Origin of the sequence: Agrobacterium sp. CMT1 (assembly GCF_037203725.1) — a bacterium.
Lineage (GTDB): Bacteria > Pseudomonadota > Alphaproteobacteria > Rhizobiales > Rhizobiaceae > Agrobacterium > Agrobacterium pusense.
In genome coordinates this window covers 69234-94981 of record NZ_JBBCAR010000001.1, presented here as the reverse complement: position 1 = coordinate 94981, position 25748 = coordinate 69234, and the positions used below count along the sequence as shown (strand labels likewise).

Sequence of the window (25748 nt, the reverse complement as noted above, 5' to 3'; positions counted from 1 at the left end):
AAAGGCAGGTACGATGGCGGGTGAAGGATCGATCGCGGAAAATCGGGAGGAGGCGGAAGCCCTGTCCGAAGTGATGGGCGATCTCGAACGCCGCTCCGAACGGTTCGGAGCGGCGCTGACGTCTGCACTGCAGGCGGCAACGACAGGCGGCAAAGGGCTGGACGATGTGCTGCGCGGCCTTGGGCAGCGGCTGTCGGGCATCGCGCTCTCCGCCGGGCTCAAACCCTTTGAGGCCATGATTGGCAATGCCGTCGGCGGGTTGTTGAACGGCGGCGGCTCGCTCTTCGCTTTCGCCGACGGCGGGATGCCGGGGCGCAGCGTCACGCCTTTCGCCGAGGGTGGTGTCGTCTCCAGCCCGGCGTTTTTTCCCATGGACGGCGGGCTTGGCCTGATGGGAGAAGCAGGGGCGGAAGCCATATTGCCTCTGAAGCGCGGCCCGGATGGTGCACTCGGTGTTGCGGCGCCTTCCGCCGGCGGCGGGTCCCAGATCATTTTCAACGTCACGGCGACGGATGCGGCAAGCTTCCGCAAAAGCGAAGGCCAGATTGCCGCAATGCTGGCGCGCAGCGTCGGGCGCGGCCAGCGTGGATTGTAATATGCAGACCTTGTCCCTGTCCCGCATGGACAACCGCGAAGGATGAGGGCCTGCGGCACCCCCCGAACAGCGAAATGAATCCAGGAACAACGATATGGTGGCATTTCATGAAGTACGGTTTCCGCTGCGGCTGGCGCTCGGTGTGAGCGGCGGGCCGGTGAGACGGACCGACATCGTCAATCTTTCCAATGGGCGGGAAAGCCGCAATCAGCGCTGGCGAAATGCCAGGCGTGCCTATGACGCCGGCTCGGGCATCCGCTCGCTCACCGATCTCTATGAGGTGCTGGCCTTTTTCGAAGCACGGCGCGGCGAGCTTTACGGCTTTCGTTTTCGCGATCCCGTGGACTTCAAATCCTGCCCGCCGGGAGACACGCCGGCATCGACCGATCAGAGGATCGGCGTGGGTGATGGCGTCACGGTGCGGTTTCAACTGGTCAAGACCTATGCCGATGCGGGTGGCTTCTTCACCCGCCGGGTGGAAAAGCCTGCCGAGGGCTCCGTCTTCGTATCGGTCGAGGGTGTCCCCGTATCCGCTTCGGATGTGTCCTGCGATTACGCGACCGGTATGGTGACATTCGGTTCCGGAAAGGTTCCGCCCGCCGGCGCGGTGGTCCGTGCCGGCTATGAATTCGATGTACCGGTACGGTTCGCGACCGACCGCATCGACATCAACCTCACCGCCTTCGAAGCCGGGCGAATTCCCGCCATTCCGCTGATGGAAATCCAGCCATGAAAACGATCGCTCCCGCCCTTGCCGGGCATCTTGAAAGCGATGCCACGACCACTTGCCATTGCTGGAAAGTGACGTTGAAGGATGGCGCCGAAATCGGATTCACCGATCATGACGAGGCGCTTTTCTTCGCCGGCACGGCCTTTCTGGCCGCCAGCGGTTTTTCGGCCAGCGATAATGACAGCGAAACCGGGCTCGGCGCCGGCGCGGGTGAAGTGGCAGGCGGTTTTTCCAGCGAGGCGATTTCGGAAGAGGATCTTGCCGCCGGCCGTTTCGACGGAGCGAGAGTGGAGCTTCACCTCGTCAACTGGCAGGCTCCGGAAGAGCATGTGCTTCTCTCCCTGCGCGAGATCGGCGACGTAACCCGGGCGGGCGGGTCCTTTCGCGCCGAACTGCGCAGTTTCGCCCACCGCCTCAACCAGCCGCAGGGGCGGGTTTATGGACGGCGCTGCGATGCCGAGCTGGGAGACGCACGCTGCGGCGTGGCTCTGGCGCGGTTCACCGGCAATGGCCGGGTGGCGGCGGTGGACGCGGCCGGCAATCTCGTCGCAACCGGGCTCGATGCTTTCCCGGATGGTTTTTTCAACGGGGGAAAGGTGCGTTTTCTCACCGGTCCGCTTGCCGGGCGCGGGTTCGATCTCGATGGCCATGAGCAGCGCAATGGCGGCGTGCTTCTTTCTTTCTGGCTTCCACCGGATGAGGCGCCGTTGCCGGGAGACAGCTTTTCCGTCACGGCCGGTTGCGACAAGAGCTTCGCCACATGCAGGCATACATTCGCCAATCAGCTGAATTTCAGGGGCTTTCCCCATCTTCCAGGGGCGGATTTCGCCTATTCTTATGCCAGCGGCGGTCACACCCACGACGGCGGGGCCTTGTTCCCATGAGCGAGACGGGAGACAAGGTGCTGGCGCTGGCCGAGCCGTGGATCGGCACACCCTATCGGCATCAGGCGTCGCTAAGGGGCGTTGGCTGCGATTGTCTCGGCCTGATCCGAGGCGTCTGGCGCGAACTCTACGGCAGCGAACCGGAACTTCCGCCGCCCTATGCGCCTGACTGGGCCGAGCGCTGTGGTGAGGACCGGCTGATGGCGGCCGTGCAACGGCATTTTCCCGGCGTTTCGGGCCTGGACGAGGCAAAGCCCGGAGACCTGCTGCTGTTCCGCTGGCGGGCCGATGCGGCGGCCAAACATCTCGGCATCCTCGCGGAATCCCGGCATTTCATCCACGCTTATGAGCAGGCGGCGGTGGTGCGTTCCGCCTTGGTGCCATCCTGGAAACGGCGCATCGCCGGCATTTTCCGCTTTCCCGATCCCTGAGATTTTTTGAGGCAGGCATGGCAACCATACTATTTCAGGCAGCAGGTGCGGCGCTCGGCGGTATTTTCGGGCCCGTGGGAGCGATCATCGGGCGTGCGGCCGGCGCGCTGGCTGGCAACGCCGTGGATCGCGCCTTGCTTTCAGACGGTCGTACCGTGTCCGGGGCACGGCTCTCGGCCGCGCGTATTCCCGGTGCGGATGAAGGCGCCGCGATAAACCGGCTTTACGGTACGGCGAGGATCGGCGGCACCCTGATCTGGGCGACACGTTTCGAAGAAAGCCGTGTCGTGCAGAGACGTGGTGGCAAAGGCAACCGCGGCCCAAGGGCGGAGACCTATCGATATTTCGCCAATCTCGCCATCGGTCTCTGCGAGGGGGAGGCGGCCCTCGTGCGGCGCGTCTGGGCCGATGGGCGCGAAATTGACCTGACCGGCATCGAGATGCGCTTTTATCCCGGCAGCGCAACGCAATTGCCCGATCCGCTGATCGAGGCGAAACAGGGGAGCGGCAATGCTCCCGCCTTTCGCGGCCTCGCTTATGTCGTCATCGAGCGCCTGCCGCTTGAAGCCTATGGCAACCGCATTCCGCTCATGCAGTTCGAGGTGGTGCGGCCGGTCGGCGGGCTGGAGAAGTCGATCCGCGCCGTGACCGTCATTCCGGGCGCAACCGAACATGGTTACGCAACGGTACCGGTTTCCGAGCATACGGGCATGGGTGAAAGCCGCGTGATGAACCGTAACGGCCTGACGGCCGAGACGGACTGGCGCGCTGCCATCGATGAATTGCAGGCGCTTTGCCCCGCTCTTCAAAGCGTGGCGCTGGTGGTGAGCTGGTTCGGCACGGATATGCGGGCGGGCGAATGCCGCATCCTGCCGGGTGTTGAAGTGGGGGACCGGGAGGGCGAGACGGCGCCGTGGTCCGTTGCCGGCCTGACACGCGCCGGGGCGCATCCGGTCAGCCATCATCATGGCGGTCCCGCCTATGGCGGCACGCCGAATGATGAAGGTGTGCTGCAGGCGATAGCCGACCTCAAGGCGCGGGGCCTGAAGGTCTGCCTTTATCCCTTTGTGATGATGGACGTGCCGGCGGGCAACGGGCTGCCGGATCCCTATGGCAAGGCCGAACAGGACGCCTATGCCTGGCGGGGGCGCATCACCTGCTTTCCCGCACCCGGGAGGCCCGGATCGGCCGATCGTACCGCCGGTGCGCGGCTGGAGATCGATCGTTTCTGTTCCCGCGCCGAGGGCTATCGACGCATGGTGCTGCATTACGCCGACCTTTCGGTAAAAGCGGGAGGCGTCGACGCCTTCCTGATCGGTTCCGAACTGCGGGGGCTGACGGGGTTGCGCGACGACAACGGCGCCTTTCCCTTCGTGGAGGCGCTGGTGCGGCTCGCGCGCGATGTACGGGCTGTCGTCGGAAGGGCGACGAAACTAACCTATGCTGCGGACTGGAGCGAATATTTCGGTCACCAGCCGGCCGACGGCTCTGGGGACGTGTTCTTCCATCTCGATCCGCTCTGGGCGAGCCCCGACATCGACGCCATTGGCATCGACAATTACATGCCGCTCTCCGACTGGCGCGACGAAGATGCCGCAAACGGCAATCCTGACGGCATGACCGGCCCGGATGACGCTGTGGCCTTCCGCCGCGCCGTTACGGCTGGCGAGGGTTTCGACTGGTTTTATGCAAGCGAAGCCGACCGCACGGCCCGGCGGCGAACCCCCATTGCCGATGGCACAACCGCAAAGCCATGGGTATTCCGCTACAAGGACCTTCGAAACTGGTGGGAAAATCTCCATTACGATCGGCCCGGCGGGAAGGAGAGCACCACGCCGACCGCATGGAGGCCGGGCTCGAAGCCCATCTGGTTCACGGAACTCGGCTGCCCGGCGGTGGACAAGAGCGCGACACGCCCCAATGTCTTTCCCGATCCGAAATCGGCGGAAAACGCCTTTCCCCATTTTTCCCGCAAAAGCAGGGCGGACAGCCAGCAGCGGCGTTTTCTGGAGGCGCATCTGGGGCACTGGGAAAATGGCGATGCCGCGATGGTGGATACGAGCCGGATCTATCTGTGGACCTGGGATGCGCGGCCTTTCCCGGCTTTTCCGCAAAACGGTGCGACGTGGAGCGATGGCGGTAACTGGCGCACGGGCCACTGGCTTAACGGCCGGCTGGGAACGGCGACGCTTGCCGACACCATCGCCGCCATTTTGACGGATCACGGCTTTTCCGCTTTCGACGTCTCCGCCATCAGCGGCGATCTCATCGGTTATGTGCAAGGCGAGGTAACTTCGGCCCGCAGCCTGCTGGAGCCGCTGATCGCGGCATTTCAGCTGGATGTGGCGGAGGATGCCGGCACCCTGCGTTTCCGCTCCCGCAACGGGGCTGTCACGCCCGTTCGGGATATTTCCATTCTCGCCGATCCGGAGGGTGAACCGCTGTGGTCGGAAAATCGCGGCCACGACAGCGATTTCCCCGCGGAAGCCGTTCTGACCTCGTTCAACCCGGCGCTGGAGTACGAGCAGGCGAGCGTGCGTTCGCGGCGCGTGGAGAATGCCGGCAGCCGTGTCATGCGGCTCGATCTCAACGCCGCTCTATCTTCGGAAACGGCGCAAGCGGCGATCGAGGCGGCCTTGCGCGACAGCCGCCAAGCACGGCGCAGCCTGCGTTTTGCCCTGCCGCCGGGGCAGATTGCGCTGGAACCGGGTGACTGCATCCGTCTCTCAACGGATGCCTTTCCGCAGGCGCCCGCAGGTCGGTTCATGGTCAGCCGTATCGAGGATGGCGCGGTGCGGCAGGTGGAAGCGCGGGCCTTTTCCCCGGCCTTGTCAACTTTTGCCGGTGTGGCGGACGAGCGACGTGCCCGTGGCGCAAGCGGCAGCGAGGGTTTCGCGCCGGAAGTGCTGTTTCTCGATCTGCCGTATCAGGACGGTGCGGCGGCCGAGCAGTCGGCGCGAGTTGCCGCCTTCGCGAAACCCTGGCGGCACATCGTCGTCTCGGCCTCATCAGGCACGGAAGGATACGGCCAGCGCGTGACGCTCGACCGTCCGGCCAGGATCGCAACGCTGGCAATGCCGCTGAAGCCTGGACCCTCCGGTCGCTTCGACCGTGCAAATACCATCGTGCTCGATCTGCCTTTCGGCGAAGTTGCATCGGCCGAACCGCTTTCGGTGCTGAACGGCGAGAACCGCATCGCCGTGAGGGCGGCGAATGGTGTCTGGGAAATCGTCGCTTTCGCGAAGGCAGAGGAAACCGCGCGGTCGCGCTGGCGGCTTTCTGTTCTCCTGCGCGGCCTTGCCGGCACGGAAGACGCGTTGGCCATCGGTGCGCCGGCAGGGGCGCCGGTGGTTGTTCTGGATGCCGCGGTACAGCCGCTCGGTCTGCTCGCCGGAGAGCGTGGCCGGCGAATGAACTGGATTGTCGAGGCAGCGGAACAGGCCGGCGCGCCGGTCGGGCCTTTCTCCGTCGAGGCCGGATTTCGGGCGCTGACGCCGCTTGCGCCGGTGCATCTTGGCGGGCTGCGAAAAACGGATGGCGTTCTCATCAGCTGGAAACGCCGGGGGCGGATGGACGCCGATGGCTGGGACGCAAGCGAGATTCCGCTGGATGAAGCTTTCGAACGTTATCGGGTGGAGGTGCTGGACGGCGACGAGGTGCGGCGTACCGCCGACGTCTCGGAACCCTTCTGGTTTTATCCAGCAACAGCCGAACTCACAGATTTTCCGGCGCTGCGGGATCACATTTCCGTGCGAGTCCGCCAGCTCGGCCGCGCGGTGCCCCTGGGAGTGGCGGCACAGGCCGTTCTCCCGCTTTCATAAATGCCTGAAAACAAAGCAAAGGACGACAAGATGGACAGTACCAAACCGTGGTATCAATCCCGCACGATATGGGGCGCGCTGATTGCGGTCTTCGCCCCGCTTTTCACCATTGCCGGCTTTGATCTGCCCGCCGGACTTCACGGTGAGCTGGCCGACGGCCTGATGACCGTGGCCGGCGGAATTGGCGGTCTCATCGCGCTTTACGGCCGCCTTTCGGCGACCCGTGCGATCCGCTGACGCAGCCCGCGCAAGCGCCGCTCCCGTTCCGTCTTCCCGCTGCGGGGGCGGCATTCATTTGCCATTCAGACGCTTTGCGCTACATATTCGGTCACAATACGGTTCAAGACGCACCCGTTTTTTTTGTGGAAGTTTGTAGAATGGCATCACCTCTCATCATCGCGACGCTTGCAGCCGGGCTTTCCGGTTTCACGGCGCCCGAGGCTGATTTGCAGGGCCACTACATTCTCGCTGCCAGCGACTGCGGCGCGGCCGTGGCCCGCGTTGTACGCGAAACCGGCGGCCAGCTTCTTTCTGTCTATCCTTCCGGCGACGGTCAGTCCTGTGTCGTCACCGTTCTCGTCCAGGGAAATGGCGAGCGCCCGCGCAAGGTGACGATGCGCGTGCCGATGTAGCTTGCCCGCATCGCCGAAATATCGGAAAACGATCCGAGACATCTAGCATGACCGGCCACGCACGCGGGCCGGGAACAGGAAAGGGCGGACAATGCGTATTCTCGTTGTTGAGGACGATGCCAATCTCAATCGTCAGCTGACCGATGCTCTCAAGGAGGCCGGTTATGTCGTCGATCAGGCATTCGACGGCGAGGAAGGCCATTATCTCGGTGACACCGAGCCCTATGACGCCATCGTTCTTGATATCGGCCTGCCGCAACTCGATGGCATCACCGTCGTCGAAAAATGGCGCGCGGCCGGAAAGGCCATGCCTGTTCTCATCCTGACCGCCCGCGACCGCTGGAGCGACAAGGTGGCGGGCATCGACGCCGGCGCCGATGACTATGTGACGAAGCCTTTCCATGTCGAGGAAGTTCTTGCCCGTGTGCGCGCGCTCATCCGCCGCGCAGCCGGCCACGCTTCTTCCGAACTCGTCTGTGGCCCGGTCCGGCTCGACACAAAGTCCTCCAAGGCGACCGTCAACGGCACGACGCTGAAACTCACCTCGCACGAGTTCCGGCTCCTGTCCTATCTCATGCATCACATGGGTGAGGTCGTATCGCGCACGGAGCTGGTCGAGCATATGTACGATCAGGATTTCGACCGCGATTCCAACACGATCGAGGTATTTGTCGGACGTCTTCGCAAGAAGCTCGGGGTTGATCTGATCGAGACGATCCGTGGTCTCGGTTACCGGATGCAAGCGCCGGCAGATGCGAAGTAATTCTCTCACCGCCCGCGTCCTGCTGCTCGCCTCGCTCTGGTCGGTGCTGGCGCTGGTGGTGATCGCCGTCGTGATCTCGACGCTTTACCGCCAGGGCGTGGAGCGCAGCTTCACCGATCTTCTCAGGGCACAGCTCTATAACGTCATCAATTCCGTGACGATTTCCAACGAAAATACGTTGGCCGGCAGCCCGCAGCTTGGCGATCTGCGCTTTTCGCAGCCCGATACCGGCTGGTACTGGGTTGTCGAGCCGCTCGGAAATTTCCAGACCGCGCCGCTGGTCTCTTCCTCGCTCGGCGTTTCCACCCTTCCGGTGCCGAGCATTCTCGACGCCCCCTTCGACAACCGCTACGAGCGCTTTTATGCCGTCACCGACGAGGCCGGCAATCAGGTGCGGGTGGCGGAAACCGAAGTCGTGCTGGATGGCGAGGGGCGTGCAGCGCGTTTCCGTGTCTCCGGCAATCTGAACGTCGTGGAAGACGATGTGCGGGACTTCTCCAACAGCCTCTATCTGGCGCTTGCCGTTTTTGGTGTCGGAAGTCTTGTCGTCAATGGTCTTGCCATTCTCTACAGTCTGCGGCCGCTCGATCAGGCTCGCGTCGCACTTGGCAAGATCAGGGGCGGAGAGGCGGAAAGCCTCGAAGGCGAATTCCCGCGCGAAATTCAGCCGCTCGCCAACGAGGTCAACGCACTGATCGATAGCAACCGAAGGCTTGTGGAGCGCGCGCGCATGCAGGTCGGCAATCTCGCCCATTCACTGAAGACGCCGATTGCCGTTCTCCTGAACGAAGCCCGCACGCTCGATCCGCAGCACGGCGATCTGGTGCGGGCGCAGGCGGACGCCATGCAGGCGCAGGTGCAATCCTATCTCTCCCGCGCCCGCATCGCCGCCCAGCGCGGCTCCATCCTTGCCCGCGTGGAGGCCGAACCGGCGCTGGAACGGCTGGTGCGCGTCATGCGCCGCCTGAACCCTGACAAGCAGTTCGTGCTGAATTTCGAGCAACCCGGCGCGGTACTCGGCATGGAGCAGCAGGATCTGGAAGAGGTCGTCGGCAATCTTCTCGAAAATGCCGCGCGTTTTGCACAGACGCGTGTGGTCATTACGCTGGCGACCGGTACGCACCCATCCTCCGACGCCGAAATCGCCCGTCGCGCCTGGGTGGAGCTGACGGTGGAGGATGATGGGCCGGGGCTTGAGCCGGAACAGATCAGCGAAGCGATGAAGCGTGGGCGGCGATTGGATGAGAGCCGCCCCGGCACGGGCCTCGGATTGTCGATCGTTTCAGAGGTGGTGTCAGAGTACCATGGCCGCTTTTCGCTGTCGCGCAGCGCCATCGGCGGGTTGAAGGCAGATCTGATTTTGCCCGGCCTTTCGAAAGAGCTTGCGTGAGCCGAGAAAAAAGGCAAGAAATTCAACGCTGGTATATTGATGCAATGCGGTAGGAAAGAGGACAGGGTTTGGTTGACGTGTATGATGGCTGCCGCTCCGTGACGATGCGTTCGCTGGTGTCACGCCCGGCACTTCTCTCGATCCTGTGCGTTTCCATGCTGAGCGCCTGCACCACCACGGGCACCCGCCCGGCAGGCGGCGGTCTTTTCGGCCGTTCGTCACAGCCCTCCACGCCCTTCCTTGCCAATCTGGAAGGCGGTATTGTCGGGCGAAGCGGCGTGCAGCTTGACAGGGGTGACCAGACAAAGGCGCTGGAGGCCGAATATAAGGCGCTGGAAACGGCCCCGGTCGGCACGCCTGTCACCTGGACGGGCGATGACGCCAGGGGCCAGGTGGTCGCCAATGCGCCCTATCAGGTTGGCAACCAGAACTGCCGGCAATATTCGCACACCCTGACGGTAGACGGACGCGAAACCCGGGCGCGTGGCGCAGCCTGCCGCAATGCCGATGGAAGCTGGTCGCCGCTGACATAACCGGTTTGACGCAAATCAAGGTCACGGGCCCTTTGCGATGACAAGAGAGGCATGGCGGTGCAGCCGGGGGAGGGGCCTGCGGTGCGGCGTGATGTCTCAAATTCGCGTCATCCCTGCGCTTCATGTTTCCATGTGCCGCGCATTCGAGTAATTGAGCCTTATGTTCTGGATTGTCGTTGCGATATTGACGGCGGCTGTTGCCATCGTCCTGATGTACCCGCTGATGCGGAAGACCGAGGCGCCGCAGACGCGCCGTGACGGTGAGGTTGCCGTTTATCGTGACCAGCTGGCCGAACTGGACCGCGAACGCGCCGCCGGCCTGATCGGGCAGACCGAGGCGGATTATGCCCGCGCCGAAATCGGCCGCCGTCTGCTTGCCGCCGCCGAAGCGGAGGAGCAACCCGGCAAGGAAACCCGGCCGCGCCGGCACAATCTCGCCGCCAGCCTGATCACCATTCTGTTGCCGGCGCTGGGTCTCTGTCTCTACATCTGGAACGGCAGTCCGGAGGTGCCGGACATGCCGCTCGAGGCACGCCTTGAAAAGCCCGGCAACGACATGAATCTGCTGGTCGCAAGGGCCGAAAGGCATCTGGCGCAGAACCCGGATGATGGCGCGGGCTGGGACATTCTGGCGCCGATCTATTTCAAGATGCAGCGGCTTGGCGACGCCGAGCTCGCCTATCGCAATGCGCTTCGCATTCTGGGCCCGAGCGCCGAACGATTGACGGGCCTTGGCGAAACGCTGGTGGCCGGCAATGACGGTATCGTCATCGAGGCGGCGCGGGATGCATTTGCCGAGGCGGAAAAGCTGAAACCCGGCAACCCGCGTGCCCGCTTCTATCTCGCGCTGTCGCTGGAACAGGCCGGCAAGGCGGAGGAAGCACGCGCGGCCTTCACTCAGCTGGCGGCAGACGCCCCGGCTGGCGCGCCATGGCTGCCCCTGGTGCGCGAGCATATTGCCCGGACTGGCGGCGAAACGAAGCCTGCCGCACCCGGCCCGACGACCGAGGACATGGCGGCGGCAAAAGACATGACGGCGACCGACCGGCAGGCGATGATTGAAGGTATGGTGGCGAGCCTCGACGCCAAGCTGAAGGATAACCCGGCCGATTTCGAAGGGTGGATGCGGCTCGTGCGTGCCTATTCTGTGCTGAAGAACGAAGCCAAGGCCGGAGAGGCGCTGCGGGCGGGGCTGAAAGCTTTTCCGCCGGAGGGTGAGCAGGGCAGGCAGCTTCTGGCGCTGGCGAAGCAACTCGGCGTTTCCGCCGGACCGATCCGCATGAACGGGAAACACGATGCCGCGCCGCAGGGAGTGACACAATGACCCGCAAACAGAAACGACTCGCGATCATCGGCGGCGGCATGAGCTTCATCGTGGCGGCCGTGCTGCTGGTCATGTTCGCCTTCGGCCAGTCCATCGCCTATTTCTACATGCCGGCCGATCTGGAAAAAACGCCCGTCAACCCCGGCACGCGCATCCGCCTTGGCGGGCTGGTGGCGGAAGGGTCGATCAAGCGCGGCGAGGGCCGCACGGTGAGCTTCACGGTGACGGATGGCGAAGCGACCGTGCCGGTCAGCTATACCGGCATCCTGCCCGATCTCTTCCGCGAAGGGCAGGGCGTGGTGACCGAAGGCATGTTCGATGCCGCGACCCACGGTTTCGTGGCCGACAGCGTGCTTGCCAAACACGACGAGAACTACATGCCGAAGGAAGTTGCCGACCGGCTGAAGGACAAGGGTCTGTGGCAGCAAGGCGCAGAGGGAGAGAAACCCGCGGCCGCAACGCCGGCCGCCGGCACGGCTTCGACTGACAAGACCGGAGCAACCAAATGATCAACGAGATCGGCCATTACGTTCTGGTGCTGGCGCTTGGCGTGGGGCTGATCGTGTCCACGCTGCCGGTCATCGGCGCGCGCCGCAACGACCGGGCGCTGATGGACATCGCTTCGCTCGGCTCGGTGCTGATGTTCCTGCTCGTTGGTTTGTCCTTCGCGGCGCTGACGCGGGCCTATGCCGTCTCGGATTTTTCCGTGCGCAACGTCTGGGAAAACTCCCATTCGCTGATGCCGATGATCTACAAGCTGACCGGTGTATGGGGCAATCACGAGGGCTCCATGCTGCTTTGGCTGCTCATCCTCGTGTTTTTCAGCGCGCTCGTCGCCACCTTCGGCCGCAACCTGCCTGAAACGCTCAAAGCCAATGTTCTTGCCGTGCAGGCATGGATTTCCGTCGCCTTCCTGCTGTTCATCCTGCTCACCTCCAATCCGTTTCTGCGGCTGGAGCCGGTGCCGGCCGAAGGGCAGGATCTGAACCCCATCCTTCAGGATTTCGGCCTCGCCATTCATCCACCGCTGCTTTACCTCGGTTATGTCGGCTTTTCCGTCTGCTTCTCCTTCGCCGTTGCCGCATTGCTGGAAGGCCGTATCGATGCCGCCTGGGCGCGGTGGGTGCGGCCATGGACGCTCGCCGCCTGGACCTTCCTGACCGCCGGCATCTCCATGGGTTCCTACTGGGCCTATTACGAACTCGGCTGGGGCGGCTGGTGGTTCTGGGACCCGGTGGAAAACGCCTCCTTCATGCCGTGGCTTGCCGGCACCGCGCTGCTGCATTCGGCGCTGGTCATGGAAAAGCGCGAGGCGCTGAAAATCTGGACCGTGCTTCTGGCGATCATGACCTTTTCGCTCTCGCTGCTCGGCACCTTCCTCGTTCGCTCCGGTGTTCTCACCTCCGTGCATGCCTTCGCCACCGATCCGAGCCGCGGCATCTTCATTCTCGGCATTCTGACCGTCTTCATCGGCGGCGCCTTCGCGCTCTTTGCATGGCGTGCGCCGTCGCTCAAAGCCGGCGGGCTATTTGCGCCGATTTCGCGTGAGGGATCGCTGGTTCTCAACAACCTGATCCTGACGGTCTCCACCGCGACCGTGCTGATCGGCACGCTCTATCCGCTCATTCTGGAAACGCTGACAGGCGAAAAAATCTCGGTCGGTGCGCCTTTCTTCAATCTCACCTTCGGCCTCCTGATGATCCCGATCCTGATCGTCACCCCGTTTGGGCCGATGCTCGCCTGGAAACGCGGCGATCTCCTGGGCGCATTCCAGCGGCTCTATGTGGCGGCAGCGCTCGCCGCTCTGGCGGGACTGACGCTCTGGTACATTGAAAATGGCGGCCCGGTACTGGCCGCACTCGGCATCGCTGCCGGTTTCTGGCTGATCCTCGGCGCATTTGCCGATCTCTGGTATCGCGCCAATTTCGGCAAGCTCGCTTTCGGTATTGCGTTTCGCCGCCTCAAAGGCCTGCCGCGCTCGGCCTTCGGCACGGCGCTGGCGCATATGGGTCTTGGAATCACCGTTCTCGGCATCGTCATCGTCACCACCTATGAGACCGAGACGGTGCTGGAAATGAAAGAGGGCATGGCGGCGGAAGCGGGCGGCTACAGCCTGACCTTCGACGGCATCCGCCACGCCGTCGGACCGAACTTCACCGAGGATCGCGGCCATTTCACCGTGCGCAAGGCAGGCGTGGAAGTTGCGGATGTCTGGTCGTCCAAGCGGCTTTACACGGCCCGGCGCATGCCGACGACGGAAGCCGGCATCCTGACCTTCGGTCTCAGCCAGCTCTATGTCTCGCTTGGTGACCCCATGGCGGATGGCGGCATGGTGGTGCGCATCTGGTGGAAACCCTTCATCCTGTGCATCTGGGGCGGCACGCTGTTCATGATGGCGGGCGGGTTCATTTCTCTCTCGGACAGGCGATTGAGAGTGGGGGCGCCGAATCGCAAGGCGAAGCCGGTGCGGGCTGCAATGCCGGAGGCGGCGGAATGAGTGTGGAGCGTGCGGCAGGTTTCTTCTCCCCCACGGGAAGAAGTGCCGAGCAAAGCGAGGCGATGAGGGGGAAGCCGCATACACTGAGAGTTATGGCTGGCGTGGTCCCCCTCATCCGACCCTTCGGGCCACCTTCTCCCCGGCGGGGAGAAGAAATGCGCCGCACTCTTTCGGGATTGCCTCGGATGCTGGCGGGTTTTCTGCTTCTCTTCGCTGTGCTTGTCTCAGCATCTCCCGCTTCCGCCTTCAACCCGGATGAAGTCCTCAAGGACCCCGTGCTCGAACAGCGAGCCCGCAACCTCACCTCCCAGCTTCGCTGCATGGTATGCCAGAACCAGTCGATCGATGACAGCAACGCCGAACTGGCGCGTGACCTGCGCGTTCTGGTGCGCGAACGGCTGGTCGAGGGTGACAGCGACAAGGCGGTCATCGATTATGTCGTGTCGCGCTATGGCGAATTCGTGCTTCTCAAACCGCGCCTCAGCCTGCGCACCGTGCTTTTGTGGGGCGCACCCATCGGCCTCACGCTCGTGGGAATTTTCGCCGTCTTCGTCTTTTCGCGTCGCCGCGCCACCCTTGAACAGCCACAAAAACTGAGCGCGGATGAAGAAGAAAGAATTCGCAACCTCATTGAAAAATAACTGTTTTTCATTTTTTCCCACGGTTCTTTTTCAACATTACGGATTTTTCATTCCTCAGACACTTCGCCGTAAGGTGTCGCCTCCTATATCTTCATCATCCACCGCTTCCCCGGTCACACGGGTTCCAGTCTGAATGAAGAAAGAAGGTACACCATGTCTCATTCGCAAAAAGGCCATTCCTCGCTGAAGACAGCCCTGAAGGCCACGACGGTTGGCGGCCTTGCGGCGCTGATGCTTTCCACCGGCATTGCCGCACCTATCCTCCACTCTTTTGCGGCCCCCGTCGAGGTGACTGCGCCGCAGGTTCCGAGCTTCGCCAATGTGGTCGATGCGGTATCGCCCGCCGTCGTCTCCGTTCGCGTTCAGTCGAACGTGCAGCCCGCTTCCGATGATTCCAGCAATTTCTCCTTTAATTTCGGTGGCCGTGGCCTTGACCAGCTTCCGGATGACCATCCGCTCAAGCGCTTCTTCAAGGAATTCGGCGGCCCGAACCAGGATCGCTCCGACCGCGGCCCCAATCGCCACCGTGACGGCAAGGGTCCGCTGCGCCCCGTCGCTCAGGGCTCCGGCTTCTTCATTTCCGAAGATGGTTACATCGTCACCAACAACCACGTCGTCGATGACGGCTCCGCCTACACGATCGTGATGAATGACGGCACCGAACTCGACGCCAAGCTCGTCGGCCGCGATCCGCGCACCGATCTGGCGCTCCTCAAGGTCGATGTGAACCGCAAGTTCACCTACGTTCAGTTTGCCGATGACAGCAAGATCCGCGTCGGTGACTGGGTCGTCGCCGTTGGCAATCCCTTCGGCCTTGGCGGCACGGTGACTTCCGGCATTATCTCGGCCCGTGGCCGTGATATCGGCTCCGGCCCCTATGACGACTACCTGCAGATCGACGCCGCCGTGAACCGCGGCAACTCGGGCGGTCCCGCCTTCAACCTCAACGGTGAAGTGGTTGGCATCAACACCGCCATCTTCTCGCCCTCGGGCGGCAATGTCGGCATCGCCTTCGCCATTCCGGCATCGGTCGCCAAGGACGTGATCGCCGACCTGCAGAAGGACGGCAAGGTAGAGCGCGGCTGGCTCGGCGTGCAGATCCAGCCCGTCAGCAAGGACATCGCCGAATCGCTCGGCCTTTCCGAAGCCAAGGGCGCCCTGGTCGTTTCGCCGCAGTCCGGCTCGCCGGGCGACAAGGCAGGCATCAAGCAGGGTGACATCATCACCGCCGTCAACGGCGAACCCGTCAAGGATGCCCGAGACCTGTCACGCCGCATCGGCGGCATGGCGCCGAACAGCAAGGTGGAAATCTCGCTGTGGCGCGGTGGCAAGTCTCAGTCGGTCACGGTGACGCTCGGTGATCTCGCCAGCGACGATGCCTCCAAGGCGACCCCGAGCCAGAACGACGATAAGGGCGGTCAGTCTTCCAGCGAGAAGGTGCTGTCCAGCCTCGGCCTGACGGTGGCCCCCGCCGATGACGGCAACGGGCTTGCCATCACCGATGTCGACCCTGACAGCGATGCCGCTGCCCGTGGCCTGAAGACGGGTGAGAAGATCACCTCGGTCAACAACCAGCAGGTCGCATCCGCCGCCGATATCGAGAAGATCCTCGAGCAGGCGAAAAAGGACGGACGCTCCAAGGCGCTGTTCCAGATCCAGACGGATGACGGCAGCCGCTTCATCGCTCTGGATATCGACCAGGGTTGATAGGCTGAAAGGCGATGCCGGTTCTTTCGGGAGCCGGCGTCGCTAAGGAATGTGTCTCGCCTATAGGACGAGGCAGAACATATGGAGTGAGCGCGTGCCACTTGTTTCTTCTCCCCGAGGGGAGAAGGTCGCGGCAGCGGGATGAGGGGGCAAGGGTAGCGATAGACTGCGCGCTTGCCCCCTCATCCGACCCGTCGGGCCACCTTCTCCCCTGCTGGGAGAAGAAAGGACCCGCAACGCCGGTCCGGGCAGTATCGCGGAGGAAACCTCATGGAAAACAAGGTTCAGGAAATGTCTGTCGCATCTGTTTCCGGTTGTGCGGAAAAGGGCGAGGGCGCTATTGTCCCGCACATGAAGATTCTTGTCATTGAAGACGACCTCGAGGCTGCGGCCTATATGACCAAGGCGTTCCGCGAAGCCGGGATCGTCGCCGACCACGCCAGCGATGGTGAAAGCGGCCTGTTCATGGGCTGCGAGAATGTCTACGACGTCATGGTGATCGACCGCATGTTGCCGCGCCGCGACGGGCTTTCCGTCATCAGCGAACTGCGCCGCCGCGGCATCGAGACGCCGGTTCTTATCCTTTCAGCGCTGGGGCAGGTGGATGACCGCGTGACCGGCCTGCGTGCCGGCGGTGACGATTATCTGCCGAAACCCTATGCCTTCTCCGAACTGCTCGCCCGTATCGAAGTGCTTGGCCGACGCAAGGGCAAGCCCGAGCAGGACATGATCTATCGCGTCGGCGATCTCGAGTTGGACCGCCTGTCCCACGATGTGCGCCGGGGTGGCAAGGAAATCCTCCTTCAGCCGCGCGAATTTCGCCTGCTGGAGTATCTGATGAAGAATGCCGGTCAGGTGGTGACCCGCACGATGCTTCTCGAAAATGTCTGGGATTACCATTTCGATCCGCAGACCAATGTCATCGACGTGCATGTTTCCCGCCTGCGCTCGAAGATCGAGAAGGACTTCGAGAAGCCGCTGCTGAAGACCATTCGCGGCGCGGGCTACATGATGAAGGACGAGGGCTGATTGCCGAAAATGGCCCGCCTCAGAATATTGTTCAGGTCGACAGCGGTGCGCCTTTCGGCGCTCTATATCCTGCTGTTTGCGCTCTGCGCGGCGTTCCTTGTTTTTTATGTCACTGCGCTTTCCGAAAGGCTGCTGAACCAGCAGACGCGTGACGCTGTGCTGCAGGAAGTCTCGGATGTGCAGCGCATCTATAATCGCGGCGGTATCAATCCGCTGCTGAGGATGATGGAGCGCCGTGCCCGCCAGCCGGGAGCGAGCCTTTACATCATCGCCGGACCGAATGGTGAAATTCTGGCCGGCAACGTCGCCTCCGTGCAGCCCGGTGTTTTCGACAAGGAAGGCTGGACCGGCTTTCCCTTCCGTTATGAGCGTTATTCCGAGAGCGGCGACAGCGTGCAGCATCTTGCCACGGCCAATGTTTTCGTTCTGGACAACGGGCTGCGCATCCTGATCGGCCGCGACCTCGGCGAGCCGACCAAATTCCGCGCCCTGGTGCGTAATGCCCTGATGGTGGCGCTCGCCATCATGAGCGGCGGCGCCCTGCTGATCTGGTTCGGCATCGGCCGCAATGCACTGAAACGAATCGACCGCATGTCGGCGGCAACCAAGAAGATCATGGCCGGCGACCTTTCGCAGCGTCTGCCGCAGGGCCGCTCCGGCGATGAGTTCGACAGGCTGTCCGGCTCGCTTAACGCCATGCTTGGCCGCATCGAGAAGCTGAATGAAGGCCTACGGCAGGTTTCCGACAATATCGCCCATGACCTGAAGACGCCGCTGACGCGCCTGCGCAACAAGGCCGCCGCGGCACTGGACGATGATGACGAAACGAAACGCCGCGCAGCCCTTGAAGGCATTATCGCCGAGTCCGACCAGCTCATCCGCACTTTCAATGCGCTGCTGATGATTTCCCGTGTCGAGGCCGGTTCCATCGCCGCCGAAATGACTGAAGTGGACGTCTCGGCGATTGCCGAAGACAGCGCCGAACTCTACGAGCCGGTGGCCGAGGATGCGGGGCTCGCGCTGGAAACCGAAATCGAACAGGGCCTCATCGTCAAGGGCAACCGTGAATTGATCGGCCAGGCGCTTTCAAACCTGATAGACAACGCCATGAAATATGCCTGCGAAGGCGAGGGTGACAAAAAACTCGTCGTTCGTCTGGCAAAGGCCCCTGGCGCAATCCTGCTTTCCGTTGCCGATAATGGTCCCGGTATTCCTGCCGACAAGCGCGGCGAGGTGCTGAAACGCTTCGTGCGGCTGGATGAAAGCCGCTCCAAGCCCGGCACGGGCCTTGGCCTGTCGCTGGTAGAAGCGGTGATGGAACTGCATGGCGGGTCGCTGGAGCTTTCGGACACCGACGCTTCCAACACCGCCTGCCCGGGGCTGACAGTCTCCATGGTTTTTCCAGACAATGGCCGCTGAAGAGAGCCGGCGAGTGTATTCCGGCGGGGAGTTGTGCCCCGCCAGACGACAATCCTCGCGTTAGAATGTGTAGGCCAGGCCTACCATCGCAAACGGCTGGATATCTTTTTTGGACAGCGGGCTGTCCTTGGCATCGCCCAGCAGGAAACCGACGCCTCCGGTGCCGGTGATCGACCAGTTCTCGGTCATCAGGTAGGTGACGGAAGCGCTGGCGTCGACGCGCTTGAAGCCGGATTTGGCGTCGAAGCGACGCAGGCCCGAACGGGCGGATTGCGCCGAGGTCACACCGAAATAGGATTTCATGTGCTTGTCGTCAGCCCAGGTGGCGGAGAGGTCCGCTCCGAGGATGAACTGGTCGACCTTATGGGAAACGCTCGCGCCGATCGAGGCTGTCAGGCCCTCGCTGCCATTGATGGTCTTGTCGACCTTGGCGTAGATTTCGAAGGGTTCAGCGTCATAGGCGATAACGCCGCCAATGACGCCGCCCGCCTTGATATCGCCCATCCCGCGCAGGTTTTTCCTGTCGTCCTTTTCCTTGCGCCCGGGCTCCCAGCCGCCTTTCACTCCCAGCCGGAAGCCGTTGCTGTTCAGCAGGTTGACGGTGACGCCGCTGAAATCGATGCTCAACATGTCCCCATAGGCGACGGAGACCAGCGGCACGGCGCCGGCCTCCAGCTTGTCCGACCCCTCATATTTCGGGGCATAGGCGGCGCCGACACCGAGCGTGATTTTCCAGTCGCTGGAACTGCTGTAGCGGGAATTATCGAAACCGGTCTGCGGATCGGCAATGCGGTCCGATTTCCCGATATCGGCGGCGAAAACCGGCGCGTAGACCGCTTGTGCCACCGGCAGCGCCGTCAGGCAAAGCGCCATGGCGCACAGGCTCTTTTGCCATTTCATTGTAAAAATCTGTTTCATGATCATATCCGTTGCAGCACCGCGTGTTTGAAAACCGGGGAGTCGGGTTTCGTTGAGGAGAACGCTACGTGGGCACAATTGCGGAGACATTACGCGGCATTGCGATGCGCCGCCGAAACCGCGGTCGCGCCAGCAGGGTTTCGGAAAATTCGGCAAAAGCGGTTTTCCTGATCGCAAAGCGCGCCGCATTTGTTACAACGCAGGTGATATGTGCCTGCAGGCTTCGGTGATGCAACGGCAGGATGGCTACCGTGGGAGAGCGGCCCGTCCTGAAAATCCGGTATGGCCGAAGGACAAATGGGCTCGGGAGAGGGAGAGAAGCATTGACGAAACCGGAAAGCGCCGAAAGGCGGCTGAACGACGTGCTGGCGGGCGTGATCCGCCCCTATACGCAGACCGAGCTGAAATCCGTGCTCTCCACTCTGAAAGACATCGGCAGAAGCGAGCCGGCGGTGGCCGCGCTGCTTGCCGACGAAAGCGCCCTGAAAGACTTCGTCGCCGCGGCCTTCACGCTCTCCCCCTACCTGCGCGACATGGCGGCGGCCGATGAGGGGCTGTTGTCACTGGCCATTTCAAAACCTCTGGAGCCACTGCTCGCCGATCTCGTGCGTCAGGCGCGCGATTGCTGGAAACCGGGAGAGGACGGCGGCATACCGAGCGAAAACGAGGTAATGTCGAGGCTCCGGATCGCCAAACGGCGGCTCTCCTTCGTCGCGGCACTTGCCGATCTCGCCCGAATCTTCACTGCGCGTGACACGACCCGCTGGCTGAGCGACATGGCGGATGCAGCACTCTCCGCTGCCATCGATCATCTTCTGCTGTCGGCCCATGAGAGTGGCAAGCTGAAACTGAAGGATGTTGCCGCCCCCAGCGAAGGATCGGGCCTCATCGTGCTCGGCATGGGTAAGCTCGGTGCCCGCGAACTCAACTATTCCTCCGATATCGACGCCGTAGTGTTTTTCGAACCCTCCGCCGGGATCATGGACGACCCCTATGACGCGACGGAGAATTTCGGACGTATGATGCGCCGTCTGGTCCGCATCATGCAGGAGCGCACGGCCGATGGTTATGTCTTCCGCACCGATCTGCGGCTGCGGCCAGACCCGGGCTCCACACCGCTCGCCATCCCCGTGGAAGCGGCCCTGCTTTATTACGAGGGCAGGGGCCAGAACTGGGAACGCGCTGCCTATATCAAGGCACGGCCGGTGGCGGGCGATATCAAGGCGGGTGAGAATTTCCTGCGCGAGCTCACGCCCTTCATCTTCCGCAAATATCTCGATTATGCGGCGATTGCCGATATTCATTCCATCAAGCGGCAGATCCACGCCCATAAGGGCCACGGCGCGATTGCGGTGAAGGGCCACAATGTCAAGCTCGGGCGCGGCGGCATCCGCGAGATCGAGTTTTTCGCCCAGACGCAGCAGCTGATCGCCGGCGGCCGAATGCCGGCGCTGCGGGTGCGCGCAACGCAGGAGGCGCTGGCGGCGCTGACCGAGGCGAAATGGATCGACGCCGAGACCCGTGACAGCCTGACGGATGCCTATTGGTTCCTTCGCGAGGTGGAACATCGCATCCAGATGGTGCGCGATGAGCAGACCCATGTGCTGCCCGATACCGAAGCCGAACTGAAGCGCATCGCCTTCATGCTGGGTTTCGAGGATACCAAGGCCTTCTCGGAAAAGCTGGAAGAGGTGCTGCGGCTGGTGGAGCGGCGTTATTCGGCGCTGTTCGAACAGGAAGTGAAACTGTCAGGCGAGGCCGGCAATCTGGTGTTCACCGGTCAGAAGGACGATCCCGATACGTTAAAGACGCTCTCCGCCCTCGGTTTCGAGCGGCCGGAGGATATCTCCCGCGTCATCCGCACCTGGCACAATGGCCGCTACCGGGCGACGCAGTCGGTCGAGGCCCGCGAGCGGCTGACGGAATTGACGCCGGACCTGCTGCGCGCCTTTGGTGAGAGCAAGCGGGCCGACGAGGCGCTGCTGCGCTTCGACAATTTCCTCTCCGGCCTGCCGGCAGGCATCCAGCTTTTCTCGCTGCTCGGCAACAACCCGGCGCTGCTCGACCTGCTGGTAACGATCATGTCCTCCGCGCCGCGTCTGGCCGAAATCATCGCCGCCCGCCCGCATGTCTTTGACGGCATGCTGGACCCGGCTTTGATGAGCGACATCCCGACACGCGATTATCTCGCCCACCGCATGGGCAGTTTCCTCTCCAATGCCCGCCATTACGAGGATATTCTCGACCGGCTGCGCATCTTTGCCGCCGAGCAGCGCTTCCTCATCGGCGTCAGGCTTCTGACCGGCGCGATCCGTGGCGAAGTCGCCGCCCGTGCTTTCACCCATCTTGCCGATCTGGTGATCGAGGCGGCGTTGAATGCGGTGCTGGCGGAGATGGAGGCGGCACATGGGCCCTATCCCGGCGGCCGTGTCGCCGTGATGGGAATGGGCAAGCTCGGCTCCTTCGAACTGACGGCCGGATCGGATGTCGATCTCATCCTGCTTTACGATTATGATGATGCCGCCCATGAATCGACCGGCGCAAAACCGCTCGATGTGGTGCGTTATTTCACCCGCGTGACCCAGCGGTTGATTGCCGCCCTGTCGGCCCCCACGGCAGAAGGCGTGCTTTACGAGGTCGACATGCGGCTTCGCCCCTCCGGCAACAAGGGGCCGGTGGCGACCCGCATTTCCGCCTTCGAAAAATACCAGCGTGAGGAGGCCTGGACCTGGGAACATATGGCGCTGTCGCGCGCCCGCCTGATCTGCGGCGATGCCTCGCTGATGGAAGATGCGCGCCGCATCATTGCTTCCGTCCTGTCGCAAAAGCGGGATGTGGCCAAGGTCTCGGCCGATGTGCTGGAAATGCGCAGCCTCATCGAGCAGGAAAAACCGCCGGAAAATAATTGGGACTTCAAACTCATCAATGGCGGCCTGATCGATCTCGAATTCATCGCCCAATATCTGGCGCTGGTAGGGCCTGCGAAGGGGCTTGCCGCGCACGAACCGGGGCGCAACACGGCCGAGGCGCTTCAGGCGCTCGCCGCTCCGGTGATGGAGCCGCAGGCCTTCGATGACTGCATGGCGGCGATGGGGCTTTATACCGAGATATCGCAGATCGTAAGGCTGTGCATCGACGGCACGTTCAATCCGAAGGAAGCGCCGGCGGGCCTCACTGATCTCGTGTGCCGAGCGGGGGATTGCCCTGACATTCCGACGCTGGAGGGAGAGGTGAAGCGGCTGGCGAAGGCGGTGCGGAAGGCGTTTGTGGCGGTGGTGAAGAATGGGGGGTGATGTCGGTGGGTGTGGCTTACCCCCCTCTGCCCTGCCGGGCATCTCCCCCACAAGGAGGGAGATCGGCAAGATGCGCTATCGCCACTTCATTCTCTAACGTCGAGATGGGCAAAACCTTGCCGCATATCTATCTCCCCACCTGTGGGGGAGATGCCCGGCAGGGCAGAGGGGGGTGAACCACGCCCACCAAGCTTCAATGCACCGTCCCACAAACCCCCGCCGCATGCGGAATAATAATCGTCACCACCGTCCCACGCCCCTCACACGAGCGGATCTTCATCGTTCCGCCATGCAGCTTCACCAGCGAGCGGGAAATCGCAAGCCCGAGACCGGAGCCGCCCTGGCTCTTGGCATATTGGCTCTGCACCTGCTCAAAGGGCTGACCGATCTTTTCCAGCGCCTGTGTCGGAATGCCGATACCGGTGTCGGCGATGGTGAGGATCATCGCAGCCTCATGCACATGGGTGCGCAGCGCAATGCTGCCGCCGTCGCCGGTGAATTTCACGGCGTTGGAGAGCAGGTTGAGCATGATCTGCTTCATGGCGCGGCGGTCGCCCTGCATGGTGAGGCCGGCGCAGACCTTCTGCTGCACGGTGATGTTCTTCTGTTCGGCCTGGATGGCGGTCAGACGCAGGGTCTCTTCGATCAGCGGCGCGAGATCGATGGTCTCGCGGTTGATGCGCATATGGCCCGCCTCAATCTTCGACATGTCGAGAATATCGTTGATGACGTTGAGCAGATGTTTGCCACTGTCATGGATGTCGCGCGCATATTCGGAATATTTGGGAGAACCCACGGGGCCGAACATCTCGTTCAGCAGTATTTCGGAGAAGCCGAGGATGGCGTTGAGCGGCGTGCGCAGCTCATGGCTCATATTGGCAAGGAATTCCGATTTCGCCCGGTTGGCGGCCTGGGCGCGCTCTTTTTCGGCAAGGTAGTTGGCGTTGGCGTCAGAAAGCTCGGTCTTCTGGCGCTCCAGCTTGTGCTGCGAGGCGGAGAGATCGCCGATGGTGGCCATCAGTCGCCGCTCGGAATCGCGCAGCCGTTCCTGGTGGCGCTTCAGAAGCGTGATGTCGGTGCCGACTGAGACGAGGCCGCCATCGCGGGTGCGGCGTTCGTTGATCTGCAGCCAGCGATCGTCGGCAAGCTGCACCTCCGTGGTGCGGGACAGGCCGGACTGATCGGGATCGGCAACGCGACGTTCGACGACCGGCCGGGCTGCTGCGGCATAAACCGTGGATTTCTCCGTGCCTGCCACCAGCACGCTGTCCGGCAGGCCATAGGCCTTCTGGTAATGGGTATTGCACATGACGAGACGGTCGTTCTTGTCCCACAGCACGAAAGCTTCGGACGTGGATTCGATGGCGTCGGCAAGGCGCTGGTCGGCCTCGGCATAGCGCTGCGCAAGGCGGTGCTGTTCGGTGACATCCATGGCAATGCCGATGACACGCGGCCCATTATTGGTGCGGATGACCTGGGCGCGGGCACGCAACCAGACATAATGGCCCTTGGTGTGGCGCATGCGGAAGATCTGGTCGATCTGGCGCAGGTTGCCGCAGCCGACAGCCCGGGCGAGCTCATAGAGATTGCCGTCTTCGGAATGCATCATTCGCGCCGCATCGGAGAAGGAGAGCGGTGTCGCCCTGGGCGGCATACCGAGAATCTCGTAAAGCGAACCGGACCAGAACATGCGCCGGGTGGAAAGGTCGAAATCCCACAGGCCGCAACGGCCGCGCGAGAGCGCCGTCTCTACCCGCAGGTTGGATTCGGCGAAGATGTCGTCGGCATCGCGGGCGCGCTTCACCTGCATGTAATAGGCATAGAGCACCACGAGCAGGATGGAGGAAATGCCCGCGAACAGCGTGACATTCATGGCGATTTCGCTGCGCCAGAACGAGCGGATCGGCTGCAGCGACCGCGCCGCGATGACCATGGCACCATCGTTTCCGAAGGGGATCATCGTCGCGTAATGCTGCTGGCCGTCTATATTGGTCTCGATGGTTCCGGGAGCGCCGGGAAAACGCTGCACGATGGCGATTTCCGGCAGCAGGGCAGGCAGGGAGGTGCCAATGTAAAGCATTGCCTCCTTGCCGGAACCGGCAAAAATACGACCGTTGCTGCCCGACAACAGCACCATGGTGCCATCGGCAAGACTTCCCTGCGGCAACGCGGCGACAAGGCTTGCCTCGGCGCGGGTGCGGTCCTGCGAGGTGAAAACAGTGCCGTCGTTCAGCAGGGCCGCCTTGGCGGTCAGCGCCGTCAAAGCCGTGGAGTGGCGGGCGGCTTCTTCCATGCGGCTGTATTCGGCGACGATGCCCAGCATGCGCGAGGCCGCCACGACCACCAGAAATGCGAGGATGAGAATGGGAATGAGGCGCTTCAGCAGGGTCTCGACCTGCGGCATGGGCCGTTCCGCGCCGCTCATCAAACCCATCAGGTCACTGGAAAGCTTTTCGCCCCAGGCCGCTAGATCAGAAAATTTGGCATACGGCCGCTCATCGCCCGCAGTCGCCCGCCGCACGTTCGTCATTGTCCCGCCTTTTAGATGTCCCCGTGATTCGAAGCGCCGCCGCTCGAATATCTCTAATGAATCAAATGCGATTCGCCCTGTCCAGAGGCAAAAGTTAAAAGAATTTTAACCCCTTGAACCGACTCCGTATTTTTTCGGGACAGTCTGCTTCCGCTTCGGCAAAAGCGGGATTCATGAAGAAAAACAGTGAGCCGGCGCTTCAATTCCGGCTGCTTGGGAACGCCGCGTGTAACGTTTCAGGCTCCGTCGAAGGCATCGAGAGCAGGACCAAGCGCGCTGATCACGCCATTTCCGGCGGCAGGAAGACCGGTGAGCACCGCGCTGATGATATCGTCACGGCTCGCACCGCGCGCCTTGGCTTCCATCACATGAAAACCGACGCCGCTTTCCAGGCGGAGGGCGGCAAGGATGCCGATGTAGATCAGGCTCTGTGTCTTCACGTCGAGCGTGGACGCGGTCCCGAGGGCCTGCACGGCCTGAAACCACGCCGCCTTATGGTCTGGAGCATCGCTGATGAAACGCTGAAACGAAGCGCTTGTTCTGGACATATCCGTCATCTGAGGTTCCTGTCTGATCCCGGGCCAACCGCGGCCCTTCGCACGAAGGATGCT

At 62.6% G+C, this 25748-nt stretch carries 21 protein-coding genes; 18 read left to right on the top strand and 3 right to left on the bottom strand.

All coding sequences use genetic code 11. The annotated features are described in order from the left end of the window. The first annotated feature begins 13 nt into the window (after nucleotides 1-13). The 17 genes from WA845_RS00555 (at nucleotide 14) to WA845_RS00475 (ending at nucleotide 18396) form a co-directional block, all read left to right on the top strand. The gene (locus WA845_RS00555; protein WP_077986781.1) at nucleotides 14-595 is read left to right on the top strand and encodes a phage tail tape measure protein; all 582 of its coding nucleotides are present in this window, start codon (nucleotides 14-16) and stop codon (nucleotides 593-595) included. Nucleotides 596-689: 94 nt separating this feature from the next. Continuing rightward, complete coding sequence (locus WA845_RS00550; RefSeq protein WP_112553524.1) at nucleotides 690-1328, top strand: phage distal tail protein, Rcc01695 family; 639 nt, start codon at nucleotides 690-692, stop codon at nucleotides 1326-1328. Continuing rightward, a complete protein-coding gene (locus WA845_RS00545) occupies nucleotides 1325-2209 on the top strand; it encodes a baseplate hub domain-containing protein (protein WP_112553526.1) in 885 nt (294 codons plus the stop codon). The genes WA845_RS00550 and WA845_RS00545 overlap by 4 nt, the downstream gene beginning before the upstream one ends. Next, a complete protein-coding gene (locus WA845_RS00540; RefSeq protein ID WP_112553528.1) occupies nucleotides 2206-2640 on the top strand; it encodes an NlpC/P60 family protein in 435 nt (144 codons plus the stop codon). The genes WA845_RS00545 and WA845_RS00540 overlap by 4 nt, the downstream gene beginning before the upstream one ends. Before the next feature lie 17 nt (nucleotides 2641-2657). After that, complete coding sequence (locus tag WA845_RS00535) at nucleotides 2658-6461, top strand: baseplate multidomain protein megatron (protein WP_337322144.1); 3804 nt, start codon at nucleotides 2658-2660, stop codon at nucleotides 6459-6461. A gap of 30 nt (nucleotides 6462-6491) precedes the next feature. After that, a complete protein-coding gene (locus WA845_RS00530) occupies nucleotides 6492-6698 on the top strand; it encodes a hypothetical protein (protein ID WP_004440775.1) in 207 nt (68 codons plus the stop codon). 140 nt (nucleotides 6699-6838) lie between these two features. Further along, nucleotides 6839-7093, top strand: coding sequence for a hypothetical protein (locus tag WA845_RS00525; protein ID WP_003497070.1), 255 nt, complete (start codon nucleotides 6839-6841; stop codon nucleotides 7091-7093). A gap of 91 nt (nucleotides 7094-7184) precedes the next feature. Next, nucleotides 7185-7856: a response regulator transcription factor gene (locus tag WA845_RS00520; RefSeq protein WP_003509815.1), complete on the top strand. Its 672-nt coding sequence runs from the start codon at nucleotides 7185-7187 to the stop codon at nucleotides 7854-7856. Then, the gene (locus tag WA845_RS00515; protein ID WP_004440792.1) at nucleotides 7846-9246 is read left to right on the top strand and encodes a sensor histidine kinase; all 1401 of its coding nucleotides are present in this window, start codon (nucleotides 7846-7848) and stop codon (nucleotides 9244-9246) included. Before WA845_RS00520 ends, WA845_RS00515 begins: the two co-directional genes overlap by 11 nt. 104 nt (nucleotides 9247-9350) lie before the next feature. After that, on the top strand, nucleotides 9351-9779 hold the full coding sequence (locus tag WA845_RS00510; protein ID WP_037091716.1) for a membrane protein: 429 nt from the start codon (nucleotides 9351-9353) through the stop codon (nucleotides 9777-9779). A 160-nt stretch (nucleotides 9780-9939) separates the two neighbouring features. Continuing rightward, entirely contained in the window at nucleotides 9940-11103 is a 1164-nt protein-coding gene (ccmI, locus tag WA845_RS00505) for a c-type cytochrome biogenesis protein CcmI (RefSeq protein ID WP_162719127.1), read from the top strand. Then, on the top strand, nucleotides 11100-11612 hold the full coding sequence (gene ccmE / locus WA845_RS00500) for a cytochrome c maturation protein CcmE (RefSeq protein WP_004440798.1): 513 nt from the start codon (nucleotides 11100-11102) through the stop codon (nucleotides 11610-11612). Before ccmI ends, ccmE begins: the two co-directional genes overlap by 4 nt. Further along, entirely contained in the window at nucleotides 11609-13600 is a 1992-nt protein-coding gene (locus tag WA845_RS00495; protein ID WP_004440801.1) for a heme lyase CcmF/NrfE family subunit, read from the top strand. Before ccmE ends, WA845_RS00495 begins: the two co-directional genes overlap by 4 nt. Before the next feature lie 185 nt (nucleotides 13601-13785). Then, entirely contained in the window at nucleotides 13786-14241 is a 456-nt protein-coding gene (locus WA845_RS00490; RefSeq protein WP_034495871.1) for a cytochrome c-type biogenesis protein, read from the top strand. A gap of 153 nt (nucleotides 14242-14394) precedes the next feature. After that, nucleotides 14395-15948, top strand: coding sequence for a Do family serine endopeptidase (locus WA845_RS00485; protein WP_112553537.1), 1554 nt, complete (start codon nucleotides 14395-14397; stop codon nucleotides 15946-15948). Between the two features lie 270 nt (nucleotides 15949-16218). Continuing rightward, nucleotides 16219-16977, top strand: a complete 759-nt coding sequence (locus tag WA845_RS00480) for a response regulator transcription factor (RefSeq protein ID WP_004440811.1) — start codon at nucleotides 16219-16221, stop codon at nucleotides 16975-16977. Nucleotides 16978-16986: 9 nt separating this feature from the next. Continuing rightward, nucleotides 16987-18396 (top strand): sensor histidine kinase, encoded by a 1410-nt coding sequence (locus WA845_RS00475; protein ID WP_048902668.1) that lies wholly within the window; start codon nucleotides 16987-16989, stop codon nucleotides 18394-18396. A 60-nt stretch (nucleotides 18397-18456) separates the two neighbouring features. Here WA845_RS00475 and WA845_RS00470 read toward each other — a convergent pair whose 3' ends face one another. Next, on the bottom strand, nucleotides 18457-19320 hold the full coding sequence (locus tag WA845_RS00470) for a MipA/OmpV family protein (RefSeq protein WP_072494207.1): 864 nt from the start codon (nucleotides 19318-19320) through the stop codon (nucleotides 18457-18459). 317 nt (nucleotides 19321-19637) lie between these two features. On the opposite strand from WA845_RS00470, the gene WA845_RS00465 reads away from it, so the two are divergent. After that, on the top strand, nucleotides 19638-22607 hold the full coding sequence (locus WA845_RS00465; RefSeq protein WP_004440818.1) for a bifunctional [glutamine synthetase] adenylyltransferase/[glutamine synthetase]-adenylyl-L-tyrosine phosphorylase: 2970 nt from the start codon (nucleotides 19638-19640) through the stop codon (nucleotides 22605-22607). A 193-nt stretch (nucleotides 22608-22800) separates the two neighbouring features. Here WA845_RS00465 and WA845_RS00460 read toward each other — a convergent pair whose 3' ends face one another. Both WA845_RS00460 and WA845_RS00455 read right to left on the bottom strand, forming a co-directional pair. Continuing rightward, nucleotides 22801-25137, bottom strand: a complete 2337-nt coding sequence (locus tag WA845_RS00460; protein WP_037091513.1) for a PAS domain-containing sensor histidine kinase — start codon at nucleotides 25135-25137, stop codon at nucleotides 22801-22803. Nucleotides 25138-25373: 236 nt separating this feature from the next. Next, nucleotides 25374-25694: a carboxymuconolactone decarboxylase family protein gene (locus WA845_RS00455; protein ID WP_112553541.1), complete on the bottom strand. Its 321-nt coding sequence runs from the start codon at nucleotides 25692-25694 to the stop codon at nucleotides 25374-25376. Nucleotides 25695-25748: the final 54 nt, after the last annotated feature.

Excerpts from the sequence above, each read along its gene's own strand:
- WA845_RS00460 (WP_037091513.1), bottom strand. The coding sequence starts at position 25,137 with ATGACGAACGTGCGGCGGGCGACTGCGGGCGATGAGCGGCCGTATGCC.
- WA845_RS00515 (WP_004440792.1), top strand. The coding sequence starts at position 7,846 with ATGCGAAGTAATTCTCTCACCGCCCGCGTCCTGCTGCTCGCCTCGCTC.
- ccmI (WP_162719127.1), top strand. The coding sequence starts at position 9,940 with ATGTTCTGGATTGTCGTTGCGATATTGACGGCGGCTGTTGCCATCGTC.
- WA845_RS00550 (WP_112553524.1), top strand. The coding sequence starts at position 690 with ATGGTGGCATTTCATGAAGTACGGTTTCCGCTGCGGCTGGCGCTCGGT.
- WA845_RS00555 (WP_077986781.1), top strand. The coding sequence starts at position 14 with ATGGCGGGTGAAGGATCGATCGCGGAAAATCGGGAGGAGGCGGAAGCC.
- WA845_RS00525 (WP_003497070.1), top strand. The coding sequence starts at position 6,839 with ATGGCATCACCTCTCATCATCGCGACGCTTGCAGCCGGGCTTTCCGGT.
- WA845_RS00455 (WP_112553541.1), bottom strand. The coding sequence starts at position 25,694 with ATGACGGATATGTCCAGAACAAGCGCTTCGTTTCAGCGTTTCATCAGC.
- ccmE (WP_004440798.1), top strand. The coding sequence starts at position 11,100 with ATGACCCGCAAACAGAAACGACTCGCGATCATCGGCGGCGGCATGAGC.
- WA845_RS00480 (WP_004440811.1), top strand. The coding sequence starts at position 16,219 with ATGGAAAACAAGGTTCAGGAAATGTCTGTCGCATCTGTTTCCGGTTGT.
- WA845_RS00545 (WP_112553526.1), top strand. The coding sequence starts at position 1,325 with ATGAAAACGATCGCTCCCGCCCTTGCCGGGCATCTTGAAAGCGATGCC.
- WA845_RS00485 (WP_112553537.1), top strand. The coding sequence starts at position 14,395 with ATGTCTCATTCGCAAAAAGGCCATTCCTCGCTGAAGACAGCCCTGAAG.
- WA845_RS00510 (WP_037091716.1), top strand. The coding sequence starts at position 9,351 with ATGCGTTCGCTGGTGTCACGCCCGGCACTTCTCTCGATCCTGTGCGTT.
- WA845_RS00495 (WP_004440801.1), top strand. The coding sequence starts at position 11,609 with ATGATCAACGAGATCGGCCATTACGTTCTGGTGCTGGCGCTTGGCGTG.
- WA845_RS00520 (WP_003509815.1), top strand. The coding sequence starts at position 7,185 with ATGCGTATTCTCGTTGTTGAGGACGATGCCAATCTCAATCGTCAGCTG.
- WA845_RS00490 (WP_034495871.1), top strand. The coding sequence starts at position 13,786 with ATGCTGGCGGGTTTTCTGCTTCTCTTCGCTGTGCTTGTCTCAGCATCT.
- WA845_RS00535 (WP_337322144.1), top strand. The coding sequence starts at position 2,658 with ATGGCAACCATACTATTTCAGGCAGCAGGTGCGGCGCTCGGCGGTATT.
- WA845_RS00470 (WP_072494207.1), bottom strand. The coding sequence starts at position 19,320 with ATGATCATGAAACAGATTTTTACAATGAAATGGCAAAAGAGCCTGTGC.
- WA845_RS00540 (WP_112553528.1), top strand. The coding sequence starts at position 2,206 with ATGAGCGAGACGGGAGACAAGGTGCTGGCGCTGGCCGAGCCGTGGATC.
- WA845_RS00530 (WP_004440775.1), top strand. The coding sequence starts at position 6,492 with ATGGACAGTACCAAACCGTGGTATCAATCCCGCACGATATGGGGCGCG.
- WA845_RS00475 (WP_048902668.1), top strand. The coding sequence starts at position 16,987 with ATGGCCCGCCTCAGAATATTGTTCAGGTCGACAGCGGTGCGCCTTTCG.